Source organism: Pseudonocardia yunnanensis, from assembly GCF_039534065.1.
GTDB lineage: Bacteria > Actinomycetota > Actinomycetes > Mycobacteriales > Pseudonocardiaceae > Pseudonocardia > Pseudonocardia yunnanensis.
In genome coordinates this window covers 539,693-566,294 of sequence record NZ_BAAAUS010000006.1, presented here as the reverse complement: position 1 = coordinate 566,294, position 26,602 = coordinate 539,693, and the positions used below count along the sequence as shown (strand labels likewise).

At 71.4% G+C, this 26,602-nt stretch carries 23 protein-coding genes; 8 read left to right on the top strand and 15 right to left on the bottom strand.

Translation table 11 applies throughout. From position 1 onward, the window contains the following. The first annotated feature begins 481 nt into the window (after nucleotides 1–481). The 3 genes from ABD743_RS08885 (at nucleotide 482) to ABD743_RS08875 (ending at nucleotide 8,850) form a co-directional block, all read left to right on the top strand. Entirely contained in the window at nucleotides 482–3,691 is a 3,210-nt protein-coding gene (locus tag ABD743_RS08885; RefSeq protein ID WP_344720579.1) for an arabinosyltransferase domain-containing protein, read from the top strand. 135 nt (nucleotides 3,692–3,826) lie between these two features. After that, the gene (locus tag ABD743_RS08880; protein ID WP_344720577.1) at nucleotides 3,827–6,841 is read left to right on the top strand and encodes an arabinosyltransferase domain-containing protein; all 3,015 of its coding nucleotides are present in this window, start codon (nucleotides 3,827–3,829) and stop codon (nucleotides 6,839–6,841) included. 83 nt (nucleotides 6,842–6,924) lie between these two features. Next, the gene (locus ABD743_RS08875; RefSeq protein WP_344720575.1) at nucleotides 6,925–8,850 is read left to right on the top strand and encodes a glycosyltransferase; all 1,926 of its coding nucleotides are present in this window, start codon (nucleotides 6,925–6,927) and stop codon (nucleotides 8,848–8,850) included. 105 nt (nucleotides 8,851–8,955) lie between these two features. Here ABD743_RS08875 and ABD743_RS08870 read toward each other — a convergent pair whose 3' ends face one another. The 7 genes from ABD743_RS08870 to ABD743_RS08840 all read right to left on the bottom strand — a co-directional run bounded on the left by ABD743_RS08870 (nucleotide 8,956) and on the right by ABD743_RS08840 (nucleotide 16,366). Further along, nucleotides 8,956–10,950, bottom strand: coding sequence for a glycosyltransferase (locus ABD743_RS08870; RefSeq protein WP_344720573.1), 1,995 nt, complete (start codon nucleotides 10,948–10,950; stop codon nucleotides 8,956–8,958). Nucleotides 10,951–10,975: 25 nt separating this feature from the next. Beyond that, complete coding sequence (gene glf / locus ABD743_RS08865) at nucleotides 10,976–12,199, bottom strand: UDP-galactopyranose mutase (RefSeq protein ID WP_344720571.1); 1,224 nt, start codon at nucleotides 12,197–12,199, stop codon at nucleotides 10,976–10,978. Nucleotides 12,200–12,361: 162 nt separating this feature from the next. After that, the gene (locus ABD743_RS08860; RefSeq protein WP_241041508.1) at nucleotides 12,362–13,285 is read right to left on the bottom strand and encodes a decaprenyl-phosphate phosphoribosyltransferase; all 924 of its coding nucleotides are present in this window, start codon (nucleotides 13,283–13,285) and stop codon (nucleotides 12,362–12,364) included. Next, entirely contained in the window at nucleotides 13,282–13,887 is a 606-nt protein-coding gene (locus tag ABD743_RS08855; RefSeq protein WP_379659017.1) for a phosphatase PAP2 family protein, read from the bottom strand. The genes ABD743_RS08860 and ABD743_RS08855 overlap by 4 nt, the downstream gene beginning before the upstream one ends. 186 nt (nucleotides 13,888–14,073) lie before the next feature. Then, nucleotides 14,074–14,883: an HAD family hydrolase gene (locus ABD743_RS08850; RefSeq protein WP_344720569.1), complete on the bottom strand. Its 810-nt coding sequence runs from the start codon at nucleotides 14,881–14,883 to the stop codon at nucleotides 14,074–14,076. A gap of 108 nt (nucleotides 14,884–14,991) precedes the next feature. Then, on the bottom strand, nucleotides 14,992–16,011 hold the full coding sequence (locus tag ABD743_RS08845) for a DNA polymerase III subunit beta family protein (RefSeq protein WP_344720567.1): 1,020 nt from the start codon (nucleotides 16,009–16,011) through the stop codon (nucleotides 14,992–14,994). Nucleotides 16,012–16,099: 88 nt separating this feature from the next. Next, entirely contained in the window at nucleotides 16,100–16,366 is a 267-nt protein-coding gene (locus ABD743_RS08840) for a type II toxin-antitoxin system Phd/YefM family antitoxin (protein WP_344720565.1), read from the bottom strand. 58 nt (nucleotides 16,367–16,424) lie between these two features. Between ABD743_RS08840 and ABD743_RS08835 the strand changes: the two genes are divergently transcribed. Next, entirely contained in the window at nucleotides 16,425–17,072 is a 648-nt protein-coding gene (locus ABD743_RS08835) for an endonuclease (protein WP_379659030.1), read from the top strand. A gap of 11 nt (nucleotides 17,073–17,083) precedes the next feature. On the opposite strand, the gene ABD743_RS08830 is transcribed toward ABD743_RS08835, so the two are convergent. The 3 genes from ABD743_RS08830 to ABD743_RS08820 are packed head-to-tail and all read right to left on the bottom strand — an operon-like array spanning nucleotide 17,084 to nucleotide 19,368. Then, nucleotides 17,084–17,533 (bottom strand): DUF350 domain-containing protein, encoded by a 450-nt coding sequence (locus ABD743_RS08830; protein WP_344720563.1) that lies wholly within the window; start codon nucleotides 17,531–17,533, stop codon nucleotides 17,084–17,086. A gap of 19 nt (nucleotides 17,534–17,552) precedes the next feature. After that, complete coding sequence (locus ABD743_RS08825; protein ID WP_344720562.1) at nucleotides 17,553–18,719, bottom strand: glutathionylspermidine synthase family protein; 1,167 nt, start codon at nucleotides 18,717–18,719, stop codon at nucleotides 17,553–17,555. A 16-nt stretch (nucleotides 18,720–18,735) separates the two neighbouring features. Further along, entirely contained in the window at nucleotides 18,736–19,368 is a 633-nt protein-coding gene (locus ABD743_RS08820) for a hypothetical protein (protein ID WP_344720560.1), read from the bottom strand. Nucleotides 19,369–19,528: 160 nt separating this feature from the next. Between ABD743_RS08820 and ABD743_RS08815 the strand changes: the two genes are divergently transcribed. Together ABD743_RS08815 and ABD743_RS08810 are read left to right on the top strand one after the other, a co-directional pair. Beyond that, the gene (locus tag ABD743_RS08815) at nucleotides 19,529–21,025 is read left to right on the top strand and encodes a septum formation family protein (protein ID WP_344720558.1); all 1,497 of its coding nucleotides are present in this window, start codon (nucleotides 19,529–19,531) and stop codon (nucleotides 21,023–21,025) included. Between the two features lie 13 nt (nucleotides 21,026–21,038). Continuing rightward, entirely contained in the window at nucleotides 21,039–21,383 is a 345-nt protein-coding gene (locus tag ABD743_RS08810; protein ID WP_344720556.1) for a metallopeptidase family protein, read from the top strand. Between the two features lie 113 nt (nucleotides 21,384–21,496). Here ABD743_RS08810 and ABD743_RS08805 read toward each other — a convergent pair whose 3' ends face one another. Genes ABD743_RS08805 through ABD743_RS08795 form a run of 3 tightly spaced genes read right to left on the bottom strand, consistent with a single transcriptional unit; the run spans nucleotide 21,497 to nucleotide 24,021 of the window. After that, entirely contained in the window at nucleotides 21,497–22,144 is a 648-nt protein-coding gene (locus ABD743_RS08805) for a histidine phosphatase family protein (RefSeq protein WP_344720554.1), read from the bottom strand. Further along, the gene (pheA, locus tag ABD743_RS08800) at nucleotides 22,141–23,085 is read right to left on the bottom strand and encodes a prephenate dehydratase (RefSeq protein ID WP_344720552.1); all 945 of its coding nucleotides are present in this window, start codon (nucleotides 23,083–23,085) and stop codon (nucleotides 22,141–22,143) included. Before pheA ends, ABD743_RS08805 begins: the two co-directional genes overlap by 4 nt. A 54-nt stretch (nucleotides 23,086–23,139) precedes the next feature. Further along, nucleotides 23,140–24,021, bottom strand: coding sequence for a hypothetical protein (locus tag ABD743_RS08795; RefSeq protein WP_379659015.1), 882 nt, complete (start codon nucleotides 24,019–24,021; stop codon nucleotides 23,140–23,142). A 104-nt stretch (nucleotides 24,022–24,125) separates the two neighbouring features. Here ABD743_RS08795 and ABD743_RS08790 point away from each other — a divergent pair, with 104 nt between their 5' ends. Further along, a complete protein-coding gene (locus ABD743_RS08790) occupies nucleotides 24,126–24,938 on the top strand; it encodes a DUF2470 domain-containing protein (protein ID WP_344720548.1) in 813 nt (270 codons plus the stop codon). Here ABD743_RS08790 and ABD743_RS08785 read toward each other — a convergent pair. Then, nucleotides 24,931–25,248 (bottom strand): DUF3817 domain-containing protein, encoded by a 318-nt coding sequence (locus ABD743_RS08785; RefSeq protein ID WP_241041525.1) that lies wholly within the window; start codon nucleotides 25,246–25,248, stop codon nucleotides 24,931–24,933. The genes ABD743_RS08790 and ABD743_RS08785 overlap by 8 nt on opposite strands. 24 nt (nucleotides 25,249–25,272) lie before the next feature. Beyond that, nucleotides 25,273–25,743 carry a hypothetical protein gene (locus tag ABD743_RS08780; RefSeq protein ID WP_344720547.1) on the bottom strand — a complete coding sequence of 157 codons (471 nt, stop codon included), beginning with the start codon at nucleotides 25,741–25,743 and terminating at the stop codon, nucleotides 25,273–25,275. Between the two features lie 36 nt (nucleotides 25,744–25,779). On the opposite strand from ABD743_RS08780, the gene ABD743_RS08775 reads away from it, so the two are divergent. After that, nucleotides 25,780–26,601, top strand: a complete 822-nt coding sequence (locus ABD743_RS08775; RefSeq protein ID WP_379659014.1) for a CPBP family intramembrane glutamic endopeptidase — start codon at nucleotides 25,780–25,782, stop codon at nucleotides 26,599–26,601. The last annotated feature ends 1 nt before the right edge of the window (nucleotide 26,602 follow it).

Genomic DNA, 26,602 nt, shown 5'->3' with positions numbered 1-26,602 from the left:
ACGGGTGCCGGGTGCGCTGGCCAGGACCGGAACCTTCCGCTCGAAGTCGTCAGGGGGCCCGATTATGCAACGTTCAGTGTCGTGTTGCGGGTTCAGGCTCGGGTCACCGGCAGCGGTCGAGGCGTCGGTTGGGCCGGTCAGGGGTGGCTGCGCCGGTGAGGCGGGCCGCTCACGTCCCCCTGGCCCGATCCGGTGACCGGAGGGGGCACCATCCGGGCGACGACGCGTGAACCGGGCACGCACCGCGTCCGGCAGGAGATCAACCACGCCGGAACTGTAGAGGCGTCAATCATCCAACCGGGCGGGGCCCGGTCGGTCCGTACAGATCGTCAGAACAGCAGCCATGGCCGTTCACCACCCGTTCGGGCGCCGTCCAATGCCCTGGATGCGCCACCTTCGTGTGCATCTTGTTGCCAGAACGTGGCTTCCCCGCAATCAGCCCCGTTCGTGTTCATGGGGGCGTCCCTGACAGCATGCGGCTGTGACTGACGTGTCCGGCGCCGTCCGGCAGGACGACACGGCGCCGGCCGGAGAGGCGGCCGACCACGCCGGCCCCTCCGGTCCCCCGCAGCCCGCCCCCCGCAGGGGACGGGGCACCGCCGTTCTCGCCGGCCTCGCCGCGCTCGTGGCCGTCGTGTGCGCGGCACTATTGCCGTTCGCTCCGGTCTCCGTCTCCGAGCCCATGGTGAGCTGGCCCATCGACCCGACGCACCCCGAGTCGACGCTGCTCTCGCTCACGGCGTACCGGCCGCTGACCCTCGACGTGCGGTTCAGCTGCGACGCCGTGCGCGCCGCTGAGGCAGGCGGCGGGGTCGTGCTGTCGACCGCTGCGCCGGAGTCACCGGTGGCCGGCACCACCGGGATGATCGTGACCGTTCGCGATGGCCGCGTGCGGGTGGGCGCGTTCGACCGGCTCCTGCTGGACGACCCGCTGCCTGCAGGCCCGTGCGAGTACCGGCTCGCCGGTGACAGCCGGGGGCTCCCCGCCTTCGTCCGGGACGACCCCGACCCCGCCGACCCGGACGCCCCGGACCTCTCGTCCTTCGCCCACAGGGACAACGCCGAGCTCACCATCAGCCGCGACGGCACCGAGCTCGTACGCACCCCCGCTGAGGAACTGCCCGACGTCGACGTGCTCGCCACCGACGCGACAGTCCTGCCCTCCGGCGGGCTCACCGTCTCGATGCGGGCGGACGACGAGTTCACCAGCAGCCCCACCGCCGTCAAGAGCGCGCTGATCTGGACACTGATCGCGGCCCTGCTCGTCACCGCCGTGCTGCTGCTGCGACTGGACCGGATGACTCCGCGGGTCCCGCGCGTGTGGCGGCTGGGATGGCCGCGGATCGTGGACTTCCTGGTGCCCGCGGTGATCGTCTTCTGGATGTTCGTGGCCCCGGCCACCGACGACGACGGCTACTACGCGGCGATGGCCCGCAACTCGGTGCTGTCCGGCGACGTCGGCAACTACTTCCAGCTCTACGACCAGAACTTCACCCCGTTCACCTGGTTCTACCAGTCGCTGGGCTGGTGGCAGCAGTTCGCGGGCAACGCGCCGGTGATGCAGCGCATCCCGGCCGCGGTGTTCGGGATCCTCACGTGGTTCGCGCTGCGGCGGTTCGTCATAGCCGCGATGAACGACTGGGCACCGCACCGGCGCGGGGTGCGGATGATCGCCCACGCGGTGCTCGCGGTGACGTTCCTGTCGTGGTGGGTGCCGCAGGACATGGGCGTGCGCCCTGAGACGGTCGTGGCGCTGTGCGGCGCGGCCACGATGCTCGCCGTGCTCGCCGCGAGCCGCAGGCGCCGGCTCTGGTTCGCCTGGCTCGCCTTCGCATTGGCCGGGCTCGGCTTCGCGACCCACCCCACCGGGTTCACCCTCCTCGCCCCGCTGATCGCGGGGCTGCCGCTGCTCTGGCCGGTCGTCCGGGTGGCGGGCGACCGCATCGGCACGGCCCTGCGTGTCCTGGCCGTGGCCGCGGGCGGCATGGTCGCCCCGTTGCTGGCCTTTGCCGACGGTGGGCTGCGGGACTTCATCCGCGGGCAGACGATCTTCCTGTCGCTGCAGGGACAGGAGAACTGGACCACCGAGATCCAGCGCTACACCTTCCTCTTCTCGCAGATCGCGATGGGCAACTACGCCAAGCGGGCCGCCGTGCTGGTGTGCATCGTCGCGCTCGCCTGGTTCGCGGTGCTCGCCGTCGCGGCCCGCGCCCGCCGGGTCACAGTGCCGACACCACTGTGGCTGTCCGCCTCCACCACCGCGCTCGCATTCGCCGCGCTGTGGCTCACCCCGTCGAAGTGGACCCACCACTTCGGTGCGCTCGCCGGCGTCGGTTCGGTGTTCCTGGCGCTGTTCCTGGTGATGGCGGTGCCGCTCACACGGCGGGTGTTGCAGGGTGCGAGGCTGTCGATCGGGGTGATGGTCGCGGCGGCCGCCACGTTCGTCGTCACGATCACGCTGGCCTGGCACGGCCCGAACCAGTGGGCGTACGCCTGGCTCGAGGGTGCCCACCGGCCGGAGCTGCCGCCCGCCGTGAAGAACATCTCGTTCGACCGTCCTCTGCTCTGGGCATCGGTCATGATCGTCGCGGCGCTGATCGGCGGGCTGGCCGCGCGCCTGCTCGGCAGAGGCGACGTCCGGCTCGGGGTGCTGCGCGCGGTACCTGCCGTCGTGCTGATCTCCCTGTTCGGCACCACCGTCTACACCGTCGGCACGTTCGGCGAGGCCGCCGTGATGGGCGTCCCCCGGGAGTCCATCTGGGCGCAGGGCCTCGCCGACCCCGCAGGCGAGCACTGCGGGGCGGCAGGCGCCGTGCGTGTGCTCGACCCCTCGACGGCGTCGACGCTGCCGGTCGCGGCCGGACTGCCGGCACCCCCACCCCCCAACGGCTTCGAGTCCGGCGGCGGCTTCTACATCGGGGACCCGCCACAAGGGCCCGCCGGCGCGGAGATCTGGGGCAGTCTCCTCTTCCGCAACGGCCACGGCGCCGAGCGCAACTTCGGAGACATGACCACCTCCTGGTACTCGCTCCCCTCCGGGCTCGAGGGCGGTGCCGCGACCACCGTGCTGGCGGCAGGGAGGCTCGAGGAGGGCAACAGCCTCACCGCGGTGTACGGCCGCAGCTCCGGAGCAGAGGTCACACGGGTCGGCGAGCAGGAGCTCACCGACACCGCGACCGAGTCCTCGTGGCGCACGTTCGTCTTGGCGCCGCCGCCGGAGGCCGACGTGGTGCGGCTCGAGGCGGTCGACGCGACCGGGATGGTCAACGGCTTCGTGGCCTTCAGCGCCCCGGCTGTCCAGCAGCCGACGGTGCTGTCGGACTACCTGCCGGCCGACGCACCGGTGGCCCTGGCGTGGCCGCTCGCGTTCGCGTATCCGTGCCAGCGCCAGCCCGCGATGGTCGACGGCATCACCGAGGCGCCCGAGTACGCCGTGCTGTGGGGCGACGGGGGCGCGCTCTCGGGCTTCGCGGACGGCACCTGGGTGCCGTCCCGCGGCGGCGCGTTCGCGCAGGTGCCACGCACCCAGGGCGTGCAACAGCTGGCCGTGGTGGGTGGGGCCGACCCGCACATCCAGGTCTACGCGTTCAGCACGCCGCTTGCCCGTTCCGCCTACACCGTGACGGAAACGACACGCACCGTTTCGGGCGCGTCCACGGCCACCGGGACCGGCCCTGCCCCGCAAGGGTGACCCGGCATCCCCCTGCCCGGGACGGTGACCGGCTGCCCATAGGCTGCCCGAGTGCTCACGCCCGCACGGTCGGTGACACCGCCCGAGCCGGACAGTCCTCGGAAACCGCAGCCCGGCGGTCGTGGCAGTCATGACGTGACCCCACCCTTGCGCACATCGCGCGGGCCGCGCCGCGCCGTGTTCATCCTGGGACTGATCACCGTGCTGGCCGCTGTGGCGTTCCCGTTCGCGCCGGTGCACCAACCCGACGTCCGCTACAGCTGGACGGCATCGGACGGGCCTGCCGCGATCCCGCTCATGCCGTACCAGCCGGTCGACCTCACCGCCACGGCGAGCTGCGCCGTGGCGCGCGTCGACGGTGGCCCCGGCGGCCCCCGGGTGAGCCGGGAGCTGCTCTCCACCGTGCCTCCGCGACCCGACTCCACGGCCGAGCCGCTGTACGGCCTGCGTCTCACCGCGTCCGGCGACGAGGTGCGGGTCATGAGCGCGGGCGTGGATCTCGGTGCGGTGCCGCTCCCACCGGGCGCGTGCACCCTCACCGTCCACTCCGACCCGGAGCGCACCGAGGTGCTGGTCGACGGCACCCCGGCGCTCACCCGCACCGGCGACGTGCGACCCGACGTGGCCGGCGCATTCAGCGACGTGCAGTCCGGCGTCACGCTGTCGCTGCGCACCGACACCCGCTTCCAGACCACCATCACCGCGATCAAGGCCGCGCTGGCCGTGGTGTGCGTGCTCGCACTGATCGGCATGCTCGTGGCGCTGCGCCGCGCCGACCGTGCGGTCACCCCGCCGGTGCGGTTGCTCCCCCGACGCTGGTGGCGACCGCGCCCGGTCGACGCCGTGGTCGTCGCGGTGTTCGGGGTGTGGTGGCTCGTGGGCGCGATCACCGTGGACGACGGCTACATCGCGGGCATCGTCCGCAGCATCGGGAGCAACGGGTTCATCGGCAACGTCTACCGCTGGCTGAACGCGCCGGAGGCCCCGTTCAGCTGGTTCTACGACGTCTATTACGGCTGGTCGCTCATCTCGCCCTCCACGTTGTGGATGCGGCTGCCGTCGGTCCTGCTCGGGCTGCTGTGCTGGTGGCTCCTCTCCCGGCTCGTGCTCCCTCGCCTGGGCCGCTTCGCCGCCGGCCGAGCCGCGCCGTGGCTCGCCGCGCTGGCCCTCGCCACCTGGTGGGTGCCGCTCAACCTCGGGCTGCGCCCGGAGCCCTGGGTCGCCGTCGGCTCGCTCGGAGCGTTCCTGGCCGTCGAACGTGCGGTGGCCTGCCGCAGGATCACGCCGCTCGTCGTCGGCCTCCTGCTCGCCGGCGTCACCACCGCGGTGACGCCCGCAGGGCTGATGGCGTTCACGCCGTTCCTCGCCGGCGCTCTGCCCGTGCTGCGGCTGCTGCGCGCCCGCCGCGACCTGCACGTCCTGCCTGTGCTCACCGCGATCGTGGCGGCTCCGGCCGCCGCGGTGCTGCTGATGGTGACCGACCAGAGCCTCGCCGGAATGCTCGAGGCCACGAGGGTCCGCACGCTGATCGGCGGCGGGATGCCGTGGTACCAGGAGTACGAGCGCTACTCCAACCTGCTGGCACCTGGCTCGTTCGAGGGCTCGATCGGGCGGCGCGCCGCGGTGCTCCTCACGCTGCTCGCAGCCGCGGGTGTGCTGTTGGCGCTGCGGGGAACGCGCACCGGCATCGCCGCCGGCCCGGCGCGGCGACTGGTACTCGGCTTCCTGCTCTCCCTGACCACGCTGACCGCCAGCCCGACGAAGTGGACCCAGCACTTCGGCGACCTGGCCGGCTACGGGGCCGCCGTGCTGGTGCTCGGGATGGTGGCGTGGTCGGCGGCAGCGCCGCGGCAAGCGAACGTGGAGCGCCCATCCGCTGCGCAGGCGTGGGTGCCGCGAGGACTGCTGGTGCAACGCCCGGTCGGCCTGCGTGAGCAGCCACACCGGATGCTCCCCGCGCTCGGTGCGGTGACGGTGGTCGGGGCGTTGGTGCTGGCCGGCTACAACATCTGGCCGTACGCGAGCAACTGGTTCACGCCGAGCTTCTCCACCACGCCCCCACAGATCGCGAACATCCCGGTGGCCACCATCGCCCTCATCGCAGGCGGAGTGGGTGTGGGCGTGCTGATCGTGCGGTCGGCGTGGCTGCGCGCCGGCGGGGCCGCCGCTGTCGCCGTGCCCCGCTGGGTGCCCGGTCCCACGCCGCTGGTCGCGGTCCTCCTCGTGGCCGTGCTGGCGCTGCAGGTGCTGAGCTTCGTCCGGGTGGCCGTGGCGCACCGCGACAGTTACACGCTCGCCTCCGACAGCCTCGCCACGCTGCGCGGCGAACCCTGCGGGCTGCAGCGGCTGCTGTCCGTCGAGACCGACCCCGTGGACGGGCTGCTGCCGATCGCCACCGGCTCACCGACCGGCCGCACCCTGCCCGTCGACGTCGGGGGGAGCACGATGCCGGGCGTCGCTGTCGCCGGCCGGATGACCACGGCCTGGTTCCGGCTCGATCCGCAACAGCGTTCCGGCGCCCTCCCCGTCGTCGTCACGACCTCGGGCGAGACCCAGCCGGGCGACGTGCTCACCGTCGAGTTCGGGGTGGGCGACCGGGTAATCGAGGGTCGCCCCGTCACCGCCGACAGCCTCGGCCCGACCGACCACCGCCAGATGGCGCCGCCCGCGGCCGACACGGTGCGACTCGCTGTGAACGCACCCAACGCGGGCCCGCGATCTCCTGCCGTCGCGTCGCTCCCGCGGGTGCCCCGGCTCACCCCGATGACCGACGTCCTGCCGCCGGGCACCAGCGCGATCCTCGACTGGCCGATCGCGTTCCTCTTCCCCTGCCTCACCCCCGAACCGTTGCCACTGGGCACTGCCGGGCTCGCGCAGTGGCGCGTCGGGCCGCCCGCGTCCGATCCGTCCGCCGGAATCACCTATTCGGCTGGTTTCGGCGGTCCTTTCGCGGCACCCCGGCTCAACGTCACCGAGCAGCGGATGCCCACCTACCTGCAAGGCGATCCCACCCGCGACGCCGCGCAGCTCTACCGGTGGAATATCGAGGAACCGCTGGCCAGGCCTGCTCCCGTCATCACCGACCGCACGGTGGCGGGATGGGAGCGCGACGGCCACGCTCGGGTGCCCGGACTCGATCCTGTGGGCTGACCCCCGTCGGGTCCGGCCCTCCGCTTGCTCCACAATGAGCCCACCAGCTACGCCCCCGACCGAGGACGAGGACGGCCGACTCCATGCTTCGGATACCGGAAATCACGGACACGGCGGTGCCACCGCGCCCCGACGCCGAGCACGCGGAACCGGAGTCGACGGCCAACGGTCTACGGTCACGCCTCGTCGCCCAGCGCGGACTGTTCTTCGGTCCCTCGGCCCGGGTCCCGGAGGACCTGTACTCGGTCGTCGAGAAGGGCGCCGCCCGTCGCGAGCGCACCCGCGTCACGCTCGAACCGAACACCCGGGTCAGCACCAACACCTACTTCGGCCGGCTCCACGCCACCTACTGGCAGCGGTGGACGGACGTCCGCGAGATCGAGGTCCAGGCCGTCGTCAGCGGCACGGGCCGGGTGCGCCTGATGGCCTCCGACACCAACAAGGTGTGGCGCATCGTCGAGGCCCAGGAGGTCCTGGACGCCGACGAGCACACGATCCGGCTGACGGGGCCCGTCGACCGGTTCATCGACGGCGGCGGCATGTGGCTGGAGCTCACCACCGAGACCGGTCAGCTGACGGTGTCGGACGTCCGGTGGACCGTTCCCGACACCCGTCCCGGTCTCCGCACCGACGTCGTGATCTGCACGTACAACCGGGTGGAGGACTGCCTCAACACGCTCACGGCCATGGCCTCCGACCCGCAGGCCCTGAGCTGCGTGGGCGCCGTGCAGGTCGTCGACCAGGGCAGTGACCCACTGGAGTCCCGCCCTCGGTTCGCCGAGATCGCCGAGGCGCTCGGCGAGCGGCTGCGCTACGTGCGCCAGCCCAACCTCGGCGGTGCGGGCGGGTTCACCCGCGGGCTGTTCGACGCCACGAAGGGCGACCCGGAGGACCACTCGGACGTCCTGCTCATGGACGACGACGTGCTGCTCGACCCCGAGATCATCGTCCGGCTCACCGCGTTCGCCGCCAACACCCGCCACCCCACGATCGTGGGCGGGCAGATGCTCAACCTCCTGCACCCCGCCCACCTGCACATCTCCGCCGAGTACGCCGATCCGGAGCTGCTGCAGGTCGGCATGCCCGTCCCCGGCGCGCTCCGCGAGGCGTACCTGCTGGGGATCGACGAGCGGCAGCTGCCGATCAACCAGGAGCGCCGCGTCGACACCGAGTACAACGGCTGGTGGTCGTGCCTGATCCCGGCCGAGATCGTGCGGACGATCGGCTACCCGCTCCCGTTGTTCTTCCAGTGGGACGACATCGAGTACGGCTACCGTGCTCGCTCCCACGGCTTCCCGACCGTCGCCCTGCCCGGAGCGGGTGTGTGGCACGCCGACTTCGGGTGGAAGGACTGGGACGAGTGGCACCGGTACTTCAACATGCGCAACGGCCTCATCACCGCGGCGCTGCACACCGACTTCTCGATACGGCGCATCACCAGGCGCCTCGGGCAGCTGCTGTCGCAGTACGTCATCAGCATGCAGTACGGGCTCTCGGCCACATTGCTGCAGGCCGTTGAGGACTTCCTCGACGGCCCCGAGATCCTGCGCGACGGGTCCGCAGCCGCGGCCGCAGAGATCCGGCGGATCCGGGCCCGGTACGAGGAGACCGCCATGCGCCCGGTCTCGGAGGTGCCTGACGACTTCCGCGAGCTGCAGGTCATACGCGCCGCCAACCCGCCCGGCAGCGAGCGCCTCACGTGGATCAAGCGCGCCGCGTACCTGCTCACCGACCGGTCGGTGCACCGCACCGGGTTCGTCCCTGCGGGCGACGCGCACTGGTGGCACGTCTCCACCTTCGAGCGCGCAGTGGTCACGGACATGTCCGAGCAGGGCATCCGGGTGCGCACCCGCGACAAGGAGCTGGCCCTGCAGCTCACGAAGCGTGCTGCACGCACCTTCCGCCGCTTCGTGAAGGAAGGCCCCACGGCCGCGCGACGCTACCGCGCGGAGATGGTCAACCTCACCAGCAGGGCGAACTGGGCACGGCTCTACGGCCTCGACGACTAGGAGCGCGCTGAACGACTCGGCCCTACTGGCGGAGTCGTTCAGCACCCTCCAGCGCCTGACCACCGTGGTCCGGACAGCCACCGGCTGTCCGGACCACGGTTGCGGTCAGCGGTCGAAGACCTCGCGCTTCCACGCATCGCGGCTGGTGAGCTCCGGCAACGCCGCCCGGTAGCGCCGGCGAAGCTCCGGCCACGCCTTGGCGATCTCGCGGTGCTGTGCCACCGCGTGCTTGATCATCGAGCGGAACAGCTCCGGGTTGCGGCGCCGGAACGTCACCCCGCGTCCGTCGGGCGTGGAGACGGTGGCCGAGTCGAGCTGGGACAACACGAACCACTGCGCCTGCCGGGACGGGATGTTGCGCTGGGGCACCATCTGGTGCTCCGGGTTCGGAGCCCGCAGGTTGTGCAGGACGCTCCGCGCAAGGCCCTTGGCGATCGGGATCTTGCGTGTGGGCGGTGGTGGGAACACCTGCGCCGCAAGCGCGTCGAGCTCCGACAGCGGCACCTGGGTGGCCGAGTCGAGCGGCCTGCCGTCGTCGTACCTGGCGCGCTCGGCACGCACCTCGCCCAGCACCGTCGACAGCGTCGGGAACAGCGCCTCCGGCCCGGCCAGGAAGTCGCGCAGGGCCATCGCCTGGAGCGCGACCGCCGAGTACTCCATCAGCAACAGGTGGCGCAGCGTGCGCTTGAGCGTGTCGCGCAGCAGCGCCTTGGGGCTGTCGGGCCCGTGCAGCGCGGCGGCGACCAAGCGGTTGCGGTAGTGGAAGTAGGCCTGCCAGTCGCTCGTGTCGTCCTTCTCGAGGAACGACATGTGCCAGATCGCGATACCCGGCACAGTGGCCGTGCGATAGCCGCGGCCGCGGGCCCGCAGGCCGTACTCGGCGTCGTCCCACTTGATGAACAGTGGGAGCGGCATCCCGAGGTCCTCGGCCACCACACGCGGGATCAGGCACATCCACCAGGCGTTGTAGTCGACGTCCGTGCGCCGGTGCAGCCACGGCGTCTGGCGGAGCGGGTACTCCGCCAGGTCGTGGTGCGGCTCGGTGCCGGGCGCGTTGCGCCAGAGGAAGGCGTTGCGGTCGACGACCTCGCCCATGGTGGACAGCTGCGAACGAGCCTGCAGCGACAGCATCTGCCCGCCGACGAGCATCGGCTCGCGGGAGAAGCGCGAGAACGCGATGGCCCGCAGCACCGAGTCGGGTTCGAGCAGGATGTCGTCGTCCATGAAGAGGATCTGCTCGCAGTCGGTGTCGAGCGCCTCGTACATCGCGCGCGCGTAACCGCCGGACCCACCGAGGTTGGGTTGGTCGATGATCCGCAGCTTCTCGCCGAGCACCGCCGCGGCAGCTTCGAAGCCGGGCTCGTCGCGCACCTTCTGCGTTCCCTGGTCGGCCAGGATCACCGCGGTGACGGCCTCGAGCACCAGGGGGTCCTCACCGATCGCGGTGAGGGTGGCGACGCAGTCGGCGGGCCTGTTGAACGTCGGCATGCCGATCGTGACCGCGGCCCGGCCGGCGGCCTTCTCCGCCGCGTACCACCCGCCCGAGTGCAGCGTGAGGTCGTCGGTGTCGGTTGTGAGGTCGAACCAGTACCACCCACCGTCCTCGAACGGACGCAGGTCCAGGTCGAGGTCCAACTCCTGGCGCCTCGGCCCGGTGATGACGATGCCGCGCACGAAGATCTGCGAGCCGTCGGCCTTCGTCCGGTAGACGTCGACCCGGCCACTGCCCTCGACCTCGAGGCGCAGGTGCACCTCGGTGAGCCGGCTCCAGCGCCGCCAGTAGCCGGCGGCGAAGGCGTTGAAGTAGGCCCCGAACGACACCTCGCTCTGCTCCGGCACCGTCAACGAGGTGCGCGAGACGACCCGTAGCCGCCGCGCGCTCACCGCCGATCCGGTGAGGTCCACCTTCCGGGCAGGCGGCGCTCCGACCGGCCCGGGCAGGGTGGTCAGGCGGATCCCGGTGCGCTCGTCCATGTAGAGCGAACGGACGCTCATCGGGTCACCGGAGCGCGGCATGATCACCCGCTGCAGCAGGCTGCTGGCGCTCGCCTCCCCGCTGGGCGTGGCGATCTCCTCGGCGGTCACGATCGTCTGGGTCATCGGTTCGGGCCCTGCATGCTCGTCGTCAGTCCTCAGTGCTCTCGGTGCCGGCAAGAGCCCGGCCGTCGGTGAAGTAAGGAGCGATGCGGTTGTCGAACATGGTGAGCGCCGACCCGATCGCCATGTGCATGTCGAGGTACTTGTACGTACCGAGCCGCCCACCGAACAGCACGTTCGCGTTGGCGGTCTCCTTACGGGCCAGGTCGCGGTAGCGCTGCAGCTTGAGCCGGTTGTCCGGCGTGTTGATCGGGTAGTACGGCTCGTCACCGGACTCGGCGGACCGGGAGTACTCCCGCACGATCACCGTCTTGTCCGTGGGGTAGTCCCGCTCCGGGTGGAAATGGCGGAACTCGTGGATCCGAGTGAACGGAACGTCCTCGTCGTTGTAGTTCATGACCGAGGTGCCTTGGAAATCGCCGGTGTCGTGGAGGACCTCCTGCTCGAAGTCCAGCGTGCGCCAGCCGAGCTCGCCCTCGGAGTAGTCGAAGTAACGGTCCAACGCTCCTGTGTAGACCACCGGGATGCCGGCCGGGAGCTGATCACGAACATCGAAGAAGTCGACGTCGAGGCGCACCTCGATGTTCGGGTGGTCGGCCATCTTCTCCAGCCATGCCGTGTATCCGTCGACCGGCAGGCCCTCGTAGGTGTCGTTGAAGTACCGGTTGTTGAACGTGTAGCGCACCGGTAGCCGAGTAATGATGGAGGGATCGAGCTGCGTGGGATCCGTCTGCCATTGCTTCGCCGTGTAGCCCTTGACGAAAGCCTCGTAGAGCGGCCGCCCGACCAGCGAGATTGCCTTCTCCTCGAGGTTCGTCACGTTCTTCGGGTCGATCTCACCGGCCTGCTCGGCGATGAGCGCGCGGGCCTCGTCCGGGGTGTGCGACTTGCCGAAGAACTGGTTGATCAGTGCCAGGTTCATCGGGAACGCGTAAACCTGATCACCCACACGTGCGAACACGCGGTGCTGGTAGCCGGTGAAGTCGGTGAAGCGGTTGACGTAATCCCAGACGCGCTCGTTCGACGTGTGGAACAGATGTGCACCGTAGCGGTGGATCTCAATGCCCGTCTCCGGCTCGGGTTCGGAGTAGGCGTTTCCACCGATGTGCGAACGCCGCTCGAGCATCAGGACGCGCTTGTCCAGCTCAGAGGCGACCCGCTCGGCCACGGTCAGGCCGAAAAAGCCCGATCCGACGATGACGAGGTCGTATCCCGCGTAACTCACGACTGCCGAGGGTAGCGGCGACCACATAAGCGACGGGCGCCACCCTGCCCGCTGTGGGCCTGCCGCAGACACGCTGCTCCCGGCCTCGCGCTCATGCGGACCCACGCCGGCCCGCCCCCTGACGGCCGAGCCGACTCGCCGTAACCACGTATGACGTCGGTCACTCACGACGAGTGCCTGGAAGGCGCCTCAGGCGTACACCGCGAGGACGAGGGTGCCCACCCAGAGCAGCGCCAGCACCTGCAGGACACGGTCGGCGAGCGCGATCTCCTCCGGCTCGCCGCCGTTGCCCGAGTCGACGTCCACCGAGTACCGCAGCACGGCGATCACGAACGGCACGATCGAGATCACCGACCAGACCGTGTTGTGCTGCTCCTCGCGGATCTCGAAGGCCCACAGGGAGTACGTCGTGATCAGCACGGTGGCCGACAGTGCCCAGACGAAGCGCAGGTACGACGAGGAGTAGCTCTCCAGCGACTTACGGATCTTGGCGCCGGTGCGCTCGGCCAGCATCATCTCCGCGTAGCGCTTGCCGGCCACCATGAACAGCGACCCGAACCCCGCCACCAGCAGGAACCACTGCGAGAGCGCGATGCCGGTGGCCGCACCGCCCGCGATCGCCCTGAGCAGGAAGCCCGACGCGACGATGCAGATGTCGAGCACCGGCTGGTGCTTGAGGTAATAGCAGTACGCCAGCTGCACCGCGATATAGACGGCGAGCACGATCACCAGCTGCACGCTGGCCAGGAAGCTCAACGCCAGCGCGCCCAGCAGCAGCACGACGGCCACCGACTGCGCGAGCCGGGGAGCCACGATCCCCGCGGCGATCGGCCGGTTGCGCTTGGTCGGGTGCGCCCGGTCGGCGGCCACATCGTTGGCATCGTTGACGAGGTAGATGCCCGATGCGGCGATCGAGAAGGCCACGAACGCGATCGCCAGGTGGATCGCGATGCCCGTGGTGAACAGGTCGCCGCCGACGAACGGCGCCGCGAGCACCAGGACGTTCTTCACCCACTGCCGCGGCCGCATCGTCTTGAGCACGCCGCGGGTGACGCTCACCGGCGTGCGCGGCGGCACGGCCTGCTGCTCGGTCGGCGCGTCGGTGCTCGTCATCGGTTTCCCTTCCGGGGACGCTGTGCGGTGAAACGGTTCGCCAGACGCCGGACGCCGACCGCCACCGCGGCGCCTAGCACGGACCCCGCCACGACGTCGGTGGGGTAATGCACGCCGAGCACCATCCGGGACAGTGCCATCGGTGGCACCAGCGCTGCCACGAGCGGCTTGCGTAGCAGTGCCCCGAACACCACGGCCGCCGCCGTGGTGGACGTGGCATGCGCCGACGGGAAGCTCAGCCTGCTTGGCGTGCCGACGAGCACCCTCACCCGAGGGTGCTGCGGGCGAGGCCTGCGCACCACCCGCTTCACCCCGACGGACGCGCCGTGCGCGAGCGCGACGGCGGCTGTGGCGGTGACCCAGTCGCGACGCCGACGGCGGTCGAGCATCGCGCCCACGGCGCCGAACAGGAGCCATCCAGCGGCGTGCTCGCCGAACAGCGACATGCCGCGCGCGACCCGCACGACCGGCGGAGTGGCGATGCTGTCCTGCACGGCCTCCAGCAGGCGCACCTCGAATGCGGTGGGTGGGACGTCGACAGTGCCCCCGGGGATGACGGCCGGGGGGCGCGTCGGGCCGGGGCGGTCGAGGAGCTCGGCCACGGGCGGGGGCCTCCAGTGCGGCGTGGCGGGGCCTGGCCCGCGCCGGGTCAGTGCGGTGTGACGGCGGCGCGGGGGTGGGCCGCCGATGCACAGGTGCGATGCGCTATCCGAGGCTGATGCTACGCCCGGTCACCTGGAGTAGCCGGGTGCGGTGTCCTCGGAATGTCCTCGCTGCCGTCCCTGTGCTCAGAACCAGCGCTCGAGCACCAGCGCCAGCCCGTCGTCGCGGTTGCTCGCGGTGATCTCGTCCGCCTCCTCCAGCAGTGCTGGATGGGCGTTTCCCATGGCCACGCCGTGGCCGGCCCAGCGCAGCATCTCCAGGTCGTTCGGCATGTCCCCGAACGCGATGACGTCAGCCGCATCCACTGCGTGACGCTGCGCCACCTCAGCGAGCCCGGTGGCCTTTGTGACGTTCGGTGACGAAATCTCGACCAGCCCTCGCGGATGCGAGAAGGTGAGATCAGCCGAATCGCCCACCACCGGGGCGAGCGCGGCCACCATGGCGTCGCTGGAGAGCCCCGGGCAGCGGACGAGCATCTTCACTGCCGGCTTCGAGATCACCTCCGACCGCGTGACCACCGCGGCGTCGGACTCCGGCCAGGCGTGGCGGTACTCGGGCTCGGCGACGAACGCCGAGGACTCGTCGAACCCGGTGGCCCCGACCCGCTCGACGGCCAGCCCGGACCCCGGCAGGGCCGCCGTGACCACCTCTGCGAGGTGCGCGAGCGCGTCCGGGCCGAGGGTGCGCGACCAGACCACACGGTCCTCGGCGGCGTCGTAGAGCACGCCGCCGTTGGCACATACCGCGAGACACGCGACCCCGAGCTCCGCCACGACCGGTGGGACCCAGCGCGGCGGCCGCCCGGTGACGAGTACGAAGCCGACCCCGTCCGCCACCAGCTTCCTGATCACGGCGGCAGAGCGCGGCGAGACCCGGTCATCGGGATCCAGCAGCGTGCCGTCGACATCGGTCGCGACCAGTCGGGGAGCCTGCACGACGTCCAGGGTACGGACACTGCGCCCACCCATCGCACAATTGGCTACGGGAGCGCGGAAGGCGCAGATGGAGTGCAGTAGGTCAGACCGGCCCGAGCTCCGCCGCGGTCAGGACCGCACAGGCATCAGCAGCGACACCGACCGGGGCGAGCGGACCACCAGCGGGCTGATCGGACCGTCCAGCAAAAGCAGGAGCTGGCCCTCGCCGCCCGCGTCGAGCGCCTCGAGCAGGAACTCGCGGTTCACGGCGACGCCCTCCCCTTCGGCGCCGACGGCGATCCCGTCCGGGCCGGGGCTGAGCACCGCGACCTCGTACTCCACGCCGTCCGCGTCGCGGCGCAGCGTCCGTGTCGGAGCGGCGGCGAGGGCGGCACGCAGAGAGGCGTCGACCGGCACGGCCCGGTCGTGCTCCGGGACGAGGCGGCGGTAGTCGGGGAACGCGTCGGGGATCAGGTGACCGGTCAGCTCCTCGGCACCGGCCCGCACATCGATCGTCGCGCCGTCCACGGTGATCACGACCGTCCCTGTCTGCGGGAACCGGTCGGAGAACGGAGCCGGAACGACGGCACCCACCGCAGGCCCGTCGAGCGCGATGACGGGCACGGAGGCGATGGCCAGCCGGTACCGGTCGGTCGCCACGAGGGTCACGGCGTCGGCGGCGACGTCCAGCAGCACACCACCCAGCACGGGAAGCTCGGGATCCGAGCCGACGGCGAACCGGACGGCGTGCAGCGCGGCCGCCAGCTCGGGGCCTGCGACGGTGACGGTGGTCGGGGGCATGGGTCGCTCCTCCTGCTCGATCAGTGACCGGACCGAGGAGAGCGCACGGCGGGCGTCGACGAGCCCTTGCTCCAGCTGGTGCAGGTGTGCAGCCAGCAGTTCGTCGACACCGGCTGGGTCGTGCCGGCGGGCCAGCAGCTCGCGGATCCCGGCGATCGGCATCCCCACCCGACGCAGCACGGCGACGAGCCGGGCGACGACCACCTGCTCGGATGCGTAGGAGCGGTAGCCGGTCCGCGGATCGACGTGGGCCGGCACCAGCACCCCGGCCCCGTCGTAGAACCGCAGGGCACTGACGCTGAGGCCGCTCTCCCGGGCCATCTGCCCGATCCCGCGCAAGCTCTCCACGATCAGTGACCCTCGTGTCTCGACATGGTCGAGAGTCAACCGCGCGCACTCTCCGCCGCGATGAACTCGCCGGTGCCCGGTAGCCGTCTCACCTGATCGGCCCGAGGTCGTCCGTCGTCTCCCCGGCGAGCCGCGCGAGATCGGCGCGTAATCCCGGATCGGCCTGGACACGGTGCAGCCTGGCCACCAGATCGTCACTCCTGATCCAGGATCGCCGGGCGCGCCGGAGCGGCACCTGCTCCGCCACGGCCCTGCCGTCGACCGTGATCGTCAGCCGCTCTCCGGCCTCGACCCGGCGCAGCAGGCCTGCCGTGTCGTTCCGCAGCTCGCGGGAGGCCACCACGTCGCCAGGCATGCGACGAGTGTTGCACTCGCGTAGCCGCATGTAGCCGCATGTCAAGGGGTATGCCCGGATCGTGAACGACGCCCGTGCCACCGTCCGCGCGCTGCTCGATCGCGCGGGCACCACCTACGCCGAGGAGGCCGGGATCCGGCTGCACGACACCCCGGCTCCGCTCTACCGGCTCCTGGTCCTCTCGGTGCTGCTCTCCACCCGGATCCGGGCGGACATCGCCATCAAGGCCGCCCGCGAGCTCGCCGACGCCGGGATGGGAACGCCGGAGAAGATGCTCGCCGCATCCTGGAAGCAACGGGTGGACACACTCGGGGGCGCGGGCTACAAGCGCTACGACGAGAGCACCGCCACGGCCCTCGGAAAGGGCGCGGAGCAGGTGCGGTCGGAGTACCGCGGCGACCTGCGCCGGCTGCGTGACGCAGCTGAGGGCGATCCCGCGCGCGTCCGCACGGCCCTCACGGCGTTCCCCAGGCTCGGACCGGTCGGCGCCGACATCTTCTGCCGCGAGGCGCAGGACGTCTGGCCGTCACTGCGGCCTGCCCTCGACGGAAAGGTGCTCGACGGGGCGCGCAGGCTCGGCCTGCCCACCGACCCGGATGAGCTCTCCCGGCTCGCACCGGGCGCGGAGCTCGCGCCGCTCGCCGCGGCGCTGGTGCGGGTGGCGCTCCACCGGGAGCTCGCCGAGGAGATCGCCCCGGCGACCTGACCACCGCCGGGTCAGAGGATCGCTACCGCCACCACCAGGCCCAGCGCCAGGTGCGCGGCACCCACCACGTACGCCTGGGGGCTGATGCGGTCGGCCGCCAGCACCCCACCGATGTCGATGCCCGTGATCCACTCCAGCAGCCGCACCCCGCCGACCTGGGCGATGATGCCCACCAGCCCGAAGATCAGCGATGCGAGCAGGCCCTCGACCAGCAGGCCGGAGGACGTGTAGATCGCGACCACCACGATGAACGCCATGCTCACCATGCCGGCGGAGGTGATGATCACCGCGTTCGGCTTGCCGTCGCGCACGAGGCGGTTGAGCTTGCCCGGCGTGGAGATGTCCACACCCCAGAAACCGATGAGCATGAGCAGCACGCCGATCACGGCATATAGCAGGATCGCGCCGATCCCCCGTCCGATCACCGAGAAGAACCCCGGATCGATCTGGGCCAGCGTCACGAGAACCTCCAGGGGAGCGTCAGGATTCGGGGATGCGGTGCGGGACGAACGCGGCCCCGTCGTCGGTCACCAGACCGACGGTCTCGCGGATGCCGAGCCCGGCCGCGGAATCGCCGACGATCCAGGCACCCAGCGCGGGCCGGAAACCGTCGAACTCGGGGAGCGGGTCGAAGAGCTGGTAGACGTACCCCTCCTCGCCGTACACGCCACCCGTCTGGTGTTCCATGCCCGGCGCGACGATCGAGATGTTGGCCCCCTCACGGCCGAGGCGGGGCTTGCGGACGTACTCGGTGAGAAGGCCCGGCTGGTCGAGGTATGCCGGCAACAGGTTGGGGTGCCCGGGGTACATCTCCCACAGCACGGCGAGTAGCGCCTTGTTCGACAACAACGTCTTCCACAGCGGCTCGACCCAGAGGGTCTCGGGGAGGCTGCGCAGCACGTGCTTGCCGAACTGGTCGGAGAGCACCCACTCCCAGGGGTAGAGCTTGAACACCGCCCCCATCGGCGATTCCTCGAGGTCGACGAAGCGGTCGAGCGCGACATCCCAGCCGATGTCCTCGATCGCGAGACCGACCGTGTTCAGACCCGCCTCCGCGGCCGTCTCCTGCAGGTAGCCGACCGTGACATGGTCCTCGCCCGTCGCGTCGCCGCTCGACCAGGTGAAGTACACCTCGTCGGCCGGCAGGCGGCTCTTGATCATGCCCCAGCGCTCCACGAGCTTCTCGTGCAGCGAGTTCCACTGGTCGTCGCCCTCGTGGGTGTCCTTCAGCCAGTTCCACTGCAGGATCGACGCCTCGAGCAGCGTGGTGGGCGTGTCGGCGTTGTACTCCAGCAGCTTGGCCGGGCCGCCGCCGTCGTAGCGCAGATCGAACCGGCCGTAGACGTGCGGGTCGCTGCGCTTCCACGACGCCGCGACGCCCTCCCACGCCCACTCGGGCAGCGCGAAGTCGCGGAACCGCTCCGTGGTGACGACGTGGTCGACGGCCTCGAGGCACATCGAGTGCATGACCTCGACGTCGGCCTCGAGGGAGAGGATCTCGTCCATCGAGAAGACGTAGTGCACCGACTCGTCCCAGTACGCCCGGGGTGCGCCGTCCTCACCGCGGCCGGGCGTGCCGTACACCATCCCCTGGTCGCGGACCGTGGTCTCCCAGTCGGGCCGCGGCTTCCCCCTGCGCCGTTCCATGTGCGTCCGTTTCCGCCTAGGAGCCGCTCGAGCCGCGGTTCGAGACACCGAAGCCGCCGCGTGACACCGAACCGCTCCCCGTGCCGGCAACGGTCTTCCCGGACGGCGTGGAGATCCGGGTGCCGGACTTCGGCACCGTCGCGGTGCCGCCGCTCACCGGTTGGCCGATGTTGCCGCTACCGCCGTAGTTGTAGCGGTACTGGCGACCGCCGCCGCCGATGAAGATCGGATACGGGATGATCCCGCCCCCGGCGTGGTAGTTGGTGCCGGAGCTCGCCGGCGTCGCGCAGTTGGCGTCGTCGACGACGACGTTCGTCTCCTCGTCGACGCAACGGGCCTGTACGTCCTCGTCCGGCTGTGCGACCTGATAGCCGATGGCGATCAGCGCGACGATCCCGACCGTGGCTCCCGCCCCGATGAGGATGCGTTTGCGCTTCTTGCGCGAGCGCTCCGCCTCCTCGGCCTTCTTGCGCTCGGCCTCCTCCTCGCGGCGCGCGGCCTGCTCGCGCGCGCGGCGCTCGGCCAGCGTGGGTTCGCGGGGAGTGGTCGACTCGTCCTGGAAGCGCATGCGCCCCGTGGGTCGCTCGGGTGACTCTTCCGAGCGGTCGTCGGGCTCATCGCCGCCGGGACTGTTGTCATTCGTCGACATGCGATCCCCCTCGGCTGCATTCGTCCGCCGTTCACAGTCTCCCCTGCGCGCGCACCGTACCGGGACCGCGCTCACCGGCAAACGTTGACGTTCGCAGCACGCCGACGACCGATGGTCGCGCAGTGCCTTACGAGCTCTTGGTGTCACCAGAGGTAACGGCATGATGACGCCCGACATGGACCGACTCCTCGCCGCTCCCCACCGGCCCACGAACCATGGCGCCGGCGCCGTGCGTCCCGCGCCTCCCCGCACCAACGGCGGGCCGCGCGTCGCACCTTCGTGGAATCCGGGCCGACCCGCTGTCCCCGCCCCGGGCGCAGGCGTTCCCCCGCGCGCTGTCCCCGCCCCGGGCATCGGCGCTCCCCCGCGCGCCGCGCGCCACGTCTTCCCCCCGCCGCCGCCCCCCGTGCCCGCCGACCGGCGGCCGCCCCCCACACCGGCCGATCGGCCGCCACCGCCCCCGACGAACGCCTCCCGGCCCTCGAAGCAGCTGCCGGCGCGCCGGATCGTGATGGGCGTCCTCATCGGCGCGCTCACCATGTTCGGAGTGGCCACGCTGGACACCTTCGCCGGCGCCACGGTGCCCGTCCTCGGCACGCTCGCGGCGTTGCCGGGCGTCGCGGGCGAGCGAGACGTCGTGGAGGTGCCGGCGCCGCCTGCCACCCCGGGCACCTGCCTGATGTGGACCCGCTCCGACGCCGCCGACACCAAGGTCGTCGACTGCGCCCAGCCGCACCTCTTCGAGCAGGCGGGCTCGGTCACTCTCGTCGACCAGGCCACGCTGCCCGACGATCGGCAATGGCGCCAGCTCGTCAACGAGCGGTGCACCCAGCTCGTGCTCGACTACATGGGCGGGAAGTTCGATCCCGACGGCCGTTACCGGGTGGGCGCTCTCAAGCCGTCTCCCGCGAAGTGGACCGAGGGCGACCGCGAGCTGCGTTGCGGGTTGCAGAGCTCCTCGCGCTCCGGTGCGCTCTATCCCCTGGCCGGCCGGGCAGCCACGTCGGACCAGTCCGCGGTGCACGACCCCGGCACCTGCCTGGCCATCGACGGCCGCACGATCGGTGACCCTGTCGACTGCGCCGGGCCGCACGCGGTGGAGACGGTCGGCATCGTCGACCTCTCCCAGAAGTTCCCCGAGGCGTTCCCCGCCGTGGGCGACCAGGACGCGTTCCTGCAGCCGGAGTGCGGGCGGATCGCCAACGAGTACGCCGGCAACGCCGACGTCATCGCGGCCAAGAAGCTCACCGTGTACTGGGACAACCTCACCGAGGACTCCTGGAAGGCGGGCACCCGCAAGGTCAACTGCAACCTGGCCGCCCTGCTGCCCGACCGCAGCGGTTTCGCACCCGTCACCGGTCCGGTCCGGGGCGAGGTGGTGGTCGGCGAGAACCCCGCCCCGCCGGCATCCCAGGCCCCTGGTCCCGGAGTTCCGGCGCCGAGCACCACGGCGCCCGCCGAGCCGCCCATCGACGGGCCGCCCAATGAGCAGCCGCCACCCAGTGGCGAGCCCAACGACGAGCAGCCGCCCGTCAGCCAGCCGCAGGTGCCATCCGAGCAGCCCGACGTGGATACGCCGGCCCCGCCGGACCCACCGAGGATCGATACGCCGACCCCGCCGCCGGTGCCGACCACTCGGCCCGGCACGGGGGCGTGAGGCCCGCACCCGGATGGAGATGACGCGCCGGCGGTTCGAGGAAGCGGTCGCCGACGCGCTGGACTCCATTCCGCCGCAGCTGACCGCCGCGATGGACAACGTCGTGGTGCTGGTGGAGGACCGCAACCCCGAGGAGCCCGATCTGCTGGGGCTCTACGAGGGTGTGGCGCTCACCGAGCGCACCTCGTCGTACGGCGGGGTGCTGCCGGACCGGATCACGATCTACCGCGACGCGATCCTCGACGTGTGCGACGACGTCGACGAGGTGGTGCACGAGGTGGCGGTCACCGTGGTGCACGAGGTCGCCCACCACTTCGGGATCGACGAGGAGACGCTGCGCGAACTCGGCTGGGGCTGACCTGCCCGGCCTGCGCGAAGAGCGAGCTTGCGAGCGATTCAGTGTCACAGCGCCCTCGCACGGTGACGTCTCCCGATGGGCCGACCGAGCGCAGCGAGGGCGAGCGAAGAGCGTCAGCGGGGGGCGCCGCCCGCGGTGACGTCGCCGGGCACGGGCGGGGCGCTGTCCCAGTGGTCCAGCGCCCAGCCCCCGGGCATCGCGGGGTCGGGGACCAGCACCACGAGGCCGGTGTTCGGGACGTACAACGTCTCCGCCGTGTCGCCGAGCAGCGCCGCGGCCGCCAGCCGGATCGCCGCACCATGGCTCACGAGCACGACGTCGCCGTGGGCGCCGTCGGTGATCCGCTCGACGACCGGCAGGTACCGGGCCCGCAGATCGTGGGCCGACTCGCCGCCAGGCAGGCGCGCGTCCAGGTCGCCCTTCCACCACGCGCCGTAGACGACGTCGAACTGCTCGCGGGCCTCCTGGTCCGACCGGCCCTCCAGGTCGCCGATGAATATTTCGTGCACACCGTCGTGGATCACGACGTCGAGACCGTGCGCGGCGGCAACCGGGGCGGCCGTCTGCTGGGCACGCGTGGCGCGCGAGGCGTGCACGGCGGTGACCGGATGCGTCGCGAGGCGCTCCCCCACCGCTCGGGCCTGGCTCAGGCCGAGATCGTTGAGCGGCGCACCCGGAGGCACGGAGTCGAGCTCGCGGCGGACGTTGGCGTCGGTCTGCCCGTGCCGGACGAGCACGAGGCGTAGGGGGCCGGGGTTCACCCGAAGCTCCCGGCGCGTAGCCCGGCGAGCCAGCTCTCGGCGGCGGCGAAGGCCGCGGGGTCCGCCTCCCCCACGGGTCCGGGTGGGGAGGTGGTGGCCGGTGTGGAGTTGCCGTTGGCCGCCCTCGGGTAGGAGCCGAGGAAGCGGACCTGGTCGCACCGGCGATGCAGCGCGGCGAGCGCCTCGCCCATGGCCGGCTCGGCGACGTGTCCGGAACAGTCGAGGTGAAACCAGTACTCGGCGTGCCGGTGCTTGATCGGCCGCGACTCGATCCTGGTCAGGTCGATGCCCCGGACGGCCAGCTCGGTGAGCAGGCCGAGCAGCGCACCGGGCCGGTTCTGGGTGGTGGCGGCCAGCGTGGTGCGGTCGCGACCGGTGGGGGCGGGCGGTGGGCCAGGGGGCGCGACCAGCGCGAACCTGGTGACGGCACCGGGATTGTCGGCGATGTCGTCGGCGAGTACCTCGAGCCCGTGCTGCTCCGCTGCGATCGGGGCGGCTACGGCCGCATCGAACTCTCCGCGAGCCACCTGAGCTGCAGCCTCGGCGGTGGAGGTGGACAGGAGCACCTCGGCGTCGGGCAGGTTCGCGGCGATCCACCCGCGTGTCTGAGCGATGCCATGAGTGTGGGAGGCCACGGTGCGGATGTCGCCTGCCTTCGTGCCCGAACGCGCCATCAGCGCGAACCGGACCTCGACCAGCGCCTCCCTGACGATCACGAGCGGCGGGTCGGCGACCAGGCCGTCCAGCACTGCGGGCACAGCGCCTTCGACGGTGTTCTCGATCGGGACGCAGCCGGCGTCGACGGAGCCGTCGCGGACGGCCGCGAGCACGGCCGGACTTCCGGCACAGGGCACCAGCTCGGCGCCGACGGACTCAGGAAGTGACCGCAATGCCTGCTCGGTGAAGGTGGCGTGCGGTCCGAGGAATGCGAGTCGGGGCACGAGAGACCACCCTACTGTCACCACGTGGGTGGGATCACGCCCACCTGGTGCCGATCAGGCCAACAGGCCGAGTCCGGCAAGCTGCACTCCCGGCACCGGTTCCGGGTCGGCCCCACAGCGCCACAACAGGCCACGCACCGCCGAGACGGACTCCTCGGACAAACCCCCGACCTCACCCGCCAGCGCGTCACCGTCGGTGCTCTCCAGCGCCGCACGGACGTCGCCACCGGTCAGCGCCCTGGCGACGGCGGCGACGAGGTTGAGCAGTCCGTGCTCAGCGGGGGTGGTCTCACTGCGGACGACGTGCCGCACCCCGAGAGCGGTGAACCCGCGCCCGGTCTCGACCACGACGCGCACGAACTCCTCGATATCGGACACGGACGGGATGTCGGAGGCGCGCGGTCCGCCGCAGCGCAGCTTCGGCGCGCAGCCGTGGGTGGCCACCCGGCGCACGGCGGTCAGCCACGCCCCGGTGCCCACCGGCTCGGCGACCGATGGCCGGCGCGGCTCGACGACCGCGACGACGTCCTCGGGCACGAACTCGGCCACCCGCTCCAGCCAGATCGCGTCGACGTCGGGCGGCGCGGCCGTCTCGACGGTGCGCGGGGTGAGCAGACTCGACCGGGAGAAGACCGTGGACAGGGCCTTCGGAACCGCGCCGAGCCCGGTGTCCACCACCAGCGACAGCTCGACGGGCCGGGAGGGGGCCGATCGCGCCAGCTCGGCGACGAGCGCAGACAGTCGGGAAACCGGGCAGACCAGCTGCCCGACGAGCCCTCCGTAGCGACCATCCCTGGCACTCAGATACCGCGACACCACCTCGTCGACACCGGGAGCAACCGACCGTGGCTGCAGCAGACTGGTGTCGTCGACGAGCTGGGCGAAGAGCGGTGGGATGGCCCATGGGGTAACACCAGCCGCCGTCGTCACGGGCACAGACGCTAACGGGTCGCCTCTCACGGCTTCACAACGGCTGCCGGTTCGCGCCTGCTGGACATCCACAACTCGCGGACGCTAGCTTAGGCTCACCTAACTCGGAGGTGACTTCGTTGGTATCCACCCGGCTGCGACGCCCACCGGCCCCCACTGATGCCGAGCGCGCTCGCAGCGTGGTCGCCCGCGGTGGTGTGGCCTTCCTGGTCGGCACCGGTGCACCGGAGACGGCACCCCTCGTGCACCACGTGCGCGCCGACGGATCCGCGGTTCTGCTGCTGCGCGACGACGACCCGGTGCTCGACCGGATCCGGGAGGCGCCCAGCGGGGAGAGCCCGGCGATGCTCGAACTCGCCGACCATGCGCCGGTCGACCTCCGGGAACCGGTACGCGCACTGCTCTGGATCACCGGACGGCTCCGGCTGCTGGATCCCTACTCCGCCCGCCGGATCGCGCTGCAGGTCGCCGACACCCGCCCGCATCCCGACCTCTTGCTCCTCGGCCACGGCGCAACACTGGTGCGGCTCGATCCCGGCTCCGCCGTCCTGTCCGACGCCGAGGGCAGCGCCGCGCTCGCGCCCGTCGAGCTGGCCGGGGCCCGTCCCGACCCGTTCTGTCGCTACGAGCGGCACTGGCTCGTCCACCTCGAGGAAGCGCACCCCGAGGTGCTCGCGATGCTCGCCCGCCACCTGCCGCCCTGGCTGCGCGACCTGCGCAGCTCGCGGCTGCGCCCGCTCGGGGTGGATCGCTGTGGCCTGCGGCTGCGGGTGGAGACCTCCGAGGACAACAGCCGCAGAGCCGACCACGACGTCCGGCTGGCGTGGCGGGAAGAGGCCAAGACGGTGGACGACCTGCGCGTGCAGATGGGGTTGCTGATCAGCTGCCCGTTGCACGGCGACACGGACGCCGGCTCTAGCTGACCGGCGAGCGACCCACCCGCACACGCTGGGTGACCCGGTGCTCCGCAACGAACGAGGCGAACGGGATGGTGCCGGCGACGAGGATCAGAAGCGCGTCGAGCGGCTTCCACCGGCACCGCTCCGCGAGCAGCAGCGTGAGGACGATGTAGGCCATGTAGAAGAAGCCGTGCATCATGCCGACCACCGCGACGAGCTGCGGCTGACCGAAGAAGTACTTGAGCGGCATCGCGATGAGCACGAGCACGAGCAGTCCGACGCCCGTGACCCACGCGGCCACCCGGTAGTTCCGTAGAGCGGTCTCGATCGACACGAACGTCCTTCGGCAGTCGGGGGGTCAGTCGCCCGCGTCGCGGGCGGCCAGCTGGGCCAGCATCTGGTTGTACTCGACCAACGCGCGGTCGTCCCGCTCGTCGTCCTCCGTGACCACGGGCGGAGGCACCGACGCGGGTCGTGGCGTGAACGGCGAAGGGCCGTCGGCGACGACGGGCCGGGGCTCGGAGCTGCGGAGAGCGGCGGCATCGTCGAGCACGACGGCGCGCTGCTCCTCGGGAGTCGCGGGGGCGGTGGGGGCTTCGTCGGCCTCCTGCAGCCTCGTGGCCTCCATCTTGAGCATCCGCCACCACATGGCCCCGAAGAAGAGGGCGAACACCGGCCACTGCAGCCCGTAGCCGACGTTGAGCGCCGAGCCCATCGCCGAACCGGCGCGATGCCACTGCCAGGCCGACAGGAACCCGCACGTGATCATGGCGCCCAGGGTGAGCACGTGCCACAGCATCCAGCGGGGGGAGAGGGCCAGCTGTCGCACGCAGGTCAGCTTACTCGCCGGGTACCGTCCGCCATCGTGTCCAGCCTCAGCTCGACGGCAGCCGGGCGGTGGTTCTCGCCGCCGTCGCCGGTGACCGCTCCGATCACCGACCCGCGGCTGCGCCGCCTCGTCGGCACCGAGGTGCTCGTCGTCCTCACGGTGACGCTCGGGCTGTCCGCACTACGCAGTGCATTGAGCCTGATCGACGCGGTGCTGCAGCCGGTGCCACTCAACCAGCAAGAGGTGGCGCTGAACGCGCCGCAGGCCCAGGCCGGGCTCGTCGACCTCGCGCTGCAGCTCACGCGCGTGCTGCAGCTCGTGGGCTGGGGAGCGCTGGGGGCCTACCTGCTGATCCGGGCCGGTGTCGCACTCCGCGACGTCGGGCTGGACCGCCGTCGACCCGGACGGGACGCGCTCGGCGCTGCCGGGCTGGCCGCTCTGATCGGCGTGCCCGGCCTGGGCCTGTACCTCGTGGCGCGCGCGATCGGGGTGAGCCTCACCGTCGAGCCGTCCACACTCGGCGACACGTGGTGGCGGCTGCCCGTGCTGATCCTCTCAGCCGCTGCGAACGCCTGGGCCGAGGAAGTGGTCATGCTCGGCTACCTCATCACACGGCTGCGCCAGCTCGGCTGGTCGGAGAACCGCTCGCTCGTGGCCCAGGCGCTGCTGCGCGGCAGCTACCACCTCTACCAGGGGCTCGGCGGCTTCATCGGCAACATCGTCATGGGCCTGGTGTTCGGCCGGGTCTGGCAGCGCACCAATCGACTCTGGATGCAGATCGGCGCGCACACCCTGATCGACGTCGTCGCCTTCATCGGCTACGCCGCTCTGGCCGGCAAAGTGGGCTGGCTGCCGTGAC

Coding starts and splice junctions, on each gene's coding strand:
- ABD743_RS08875 (WP_344720575.1), top strand. CDS start 6,925: ATGCTTCGGATACCGGAAATCACGGACACGGCGGTGCCACCGCGCCCC.
- ABD743_RS08860 (WP_241041508.1), bottom strand. CDS start 13,285: ATGACGAGCACCGACGCGCCGACCGAGCAGCAGGCCGTGCCGCCGCGC.
- ABD743_RS08840 (WP_344720565.1), bottom strand. CDS start 16,366: ATGCCTGGCGACGTGGTGGCCTCCCGCGAGCTGCGGAACGACACGGCA.
- ABD743_RS08825 (WP_344720562.1), bottom strand. CDS start 18,719: ATGGAACGGCGCAGGGGGAAGCCGCGGCCCGACTGGGAGACCACGGTC.
- ABD743_RS08870 (WP_344720573.1), bottom strand. CDS start 10,950: ATGACCCAGACGATCGTGACCGCCGAGGAGATCGCCACGCCCAGCGGG.
- ABD743_RS08815 (WP_344720558.1), top strand. CDS start 19,529: ATGATGACGCCCGACATGGACCGACTCCTCGCCGCTCCCCACCGGCCC.
- glf (WP_344720571.1), bottom strand. CDS start 12,199: ATGTGGTCGCCGCTACCCTCGGCAGTCGTGAGTTACGCGGGATACGAC.
- ABD743_RS08810 (WP_344720556.1), top strand. CDS start 21,039: ATGGAGATGACGCGCCGGCGGTTCGAGGAAGCGGTCGCCGACGCGCTG.
- ABD743_RS08820 (WP_344720560.1), bottom strand. CDS start 19,368: ATGTCGACGAATGACAACAGTCCCGGCGGCGATGAGCCCGACGACCGC.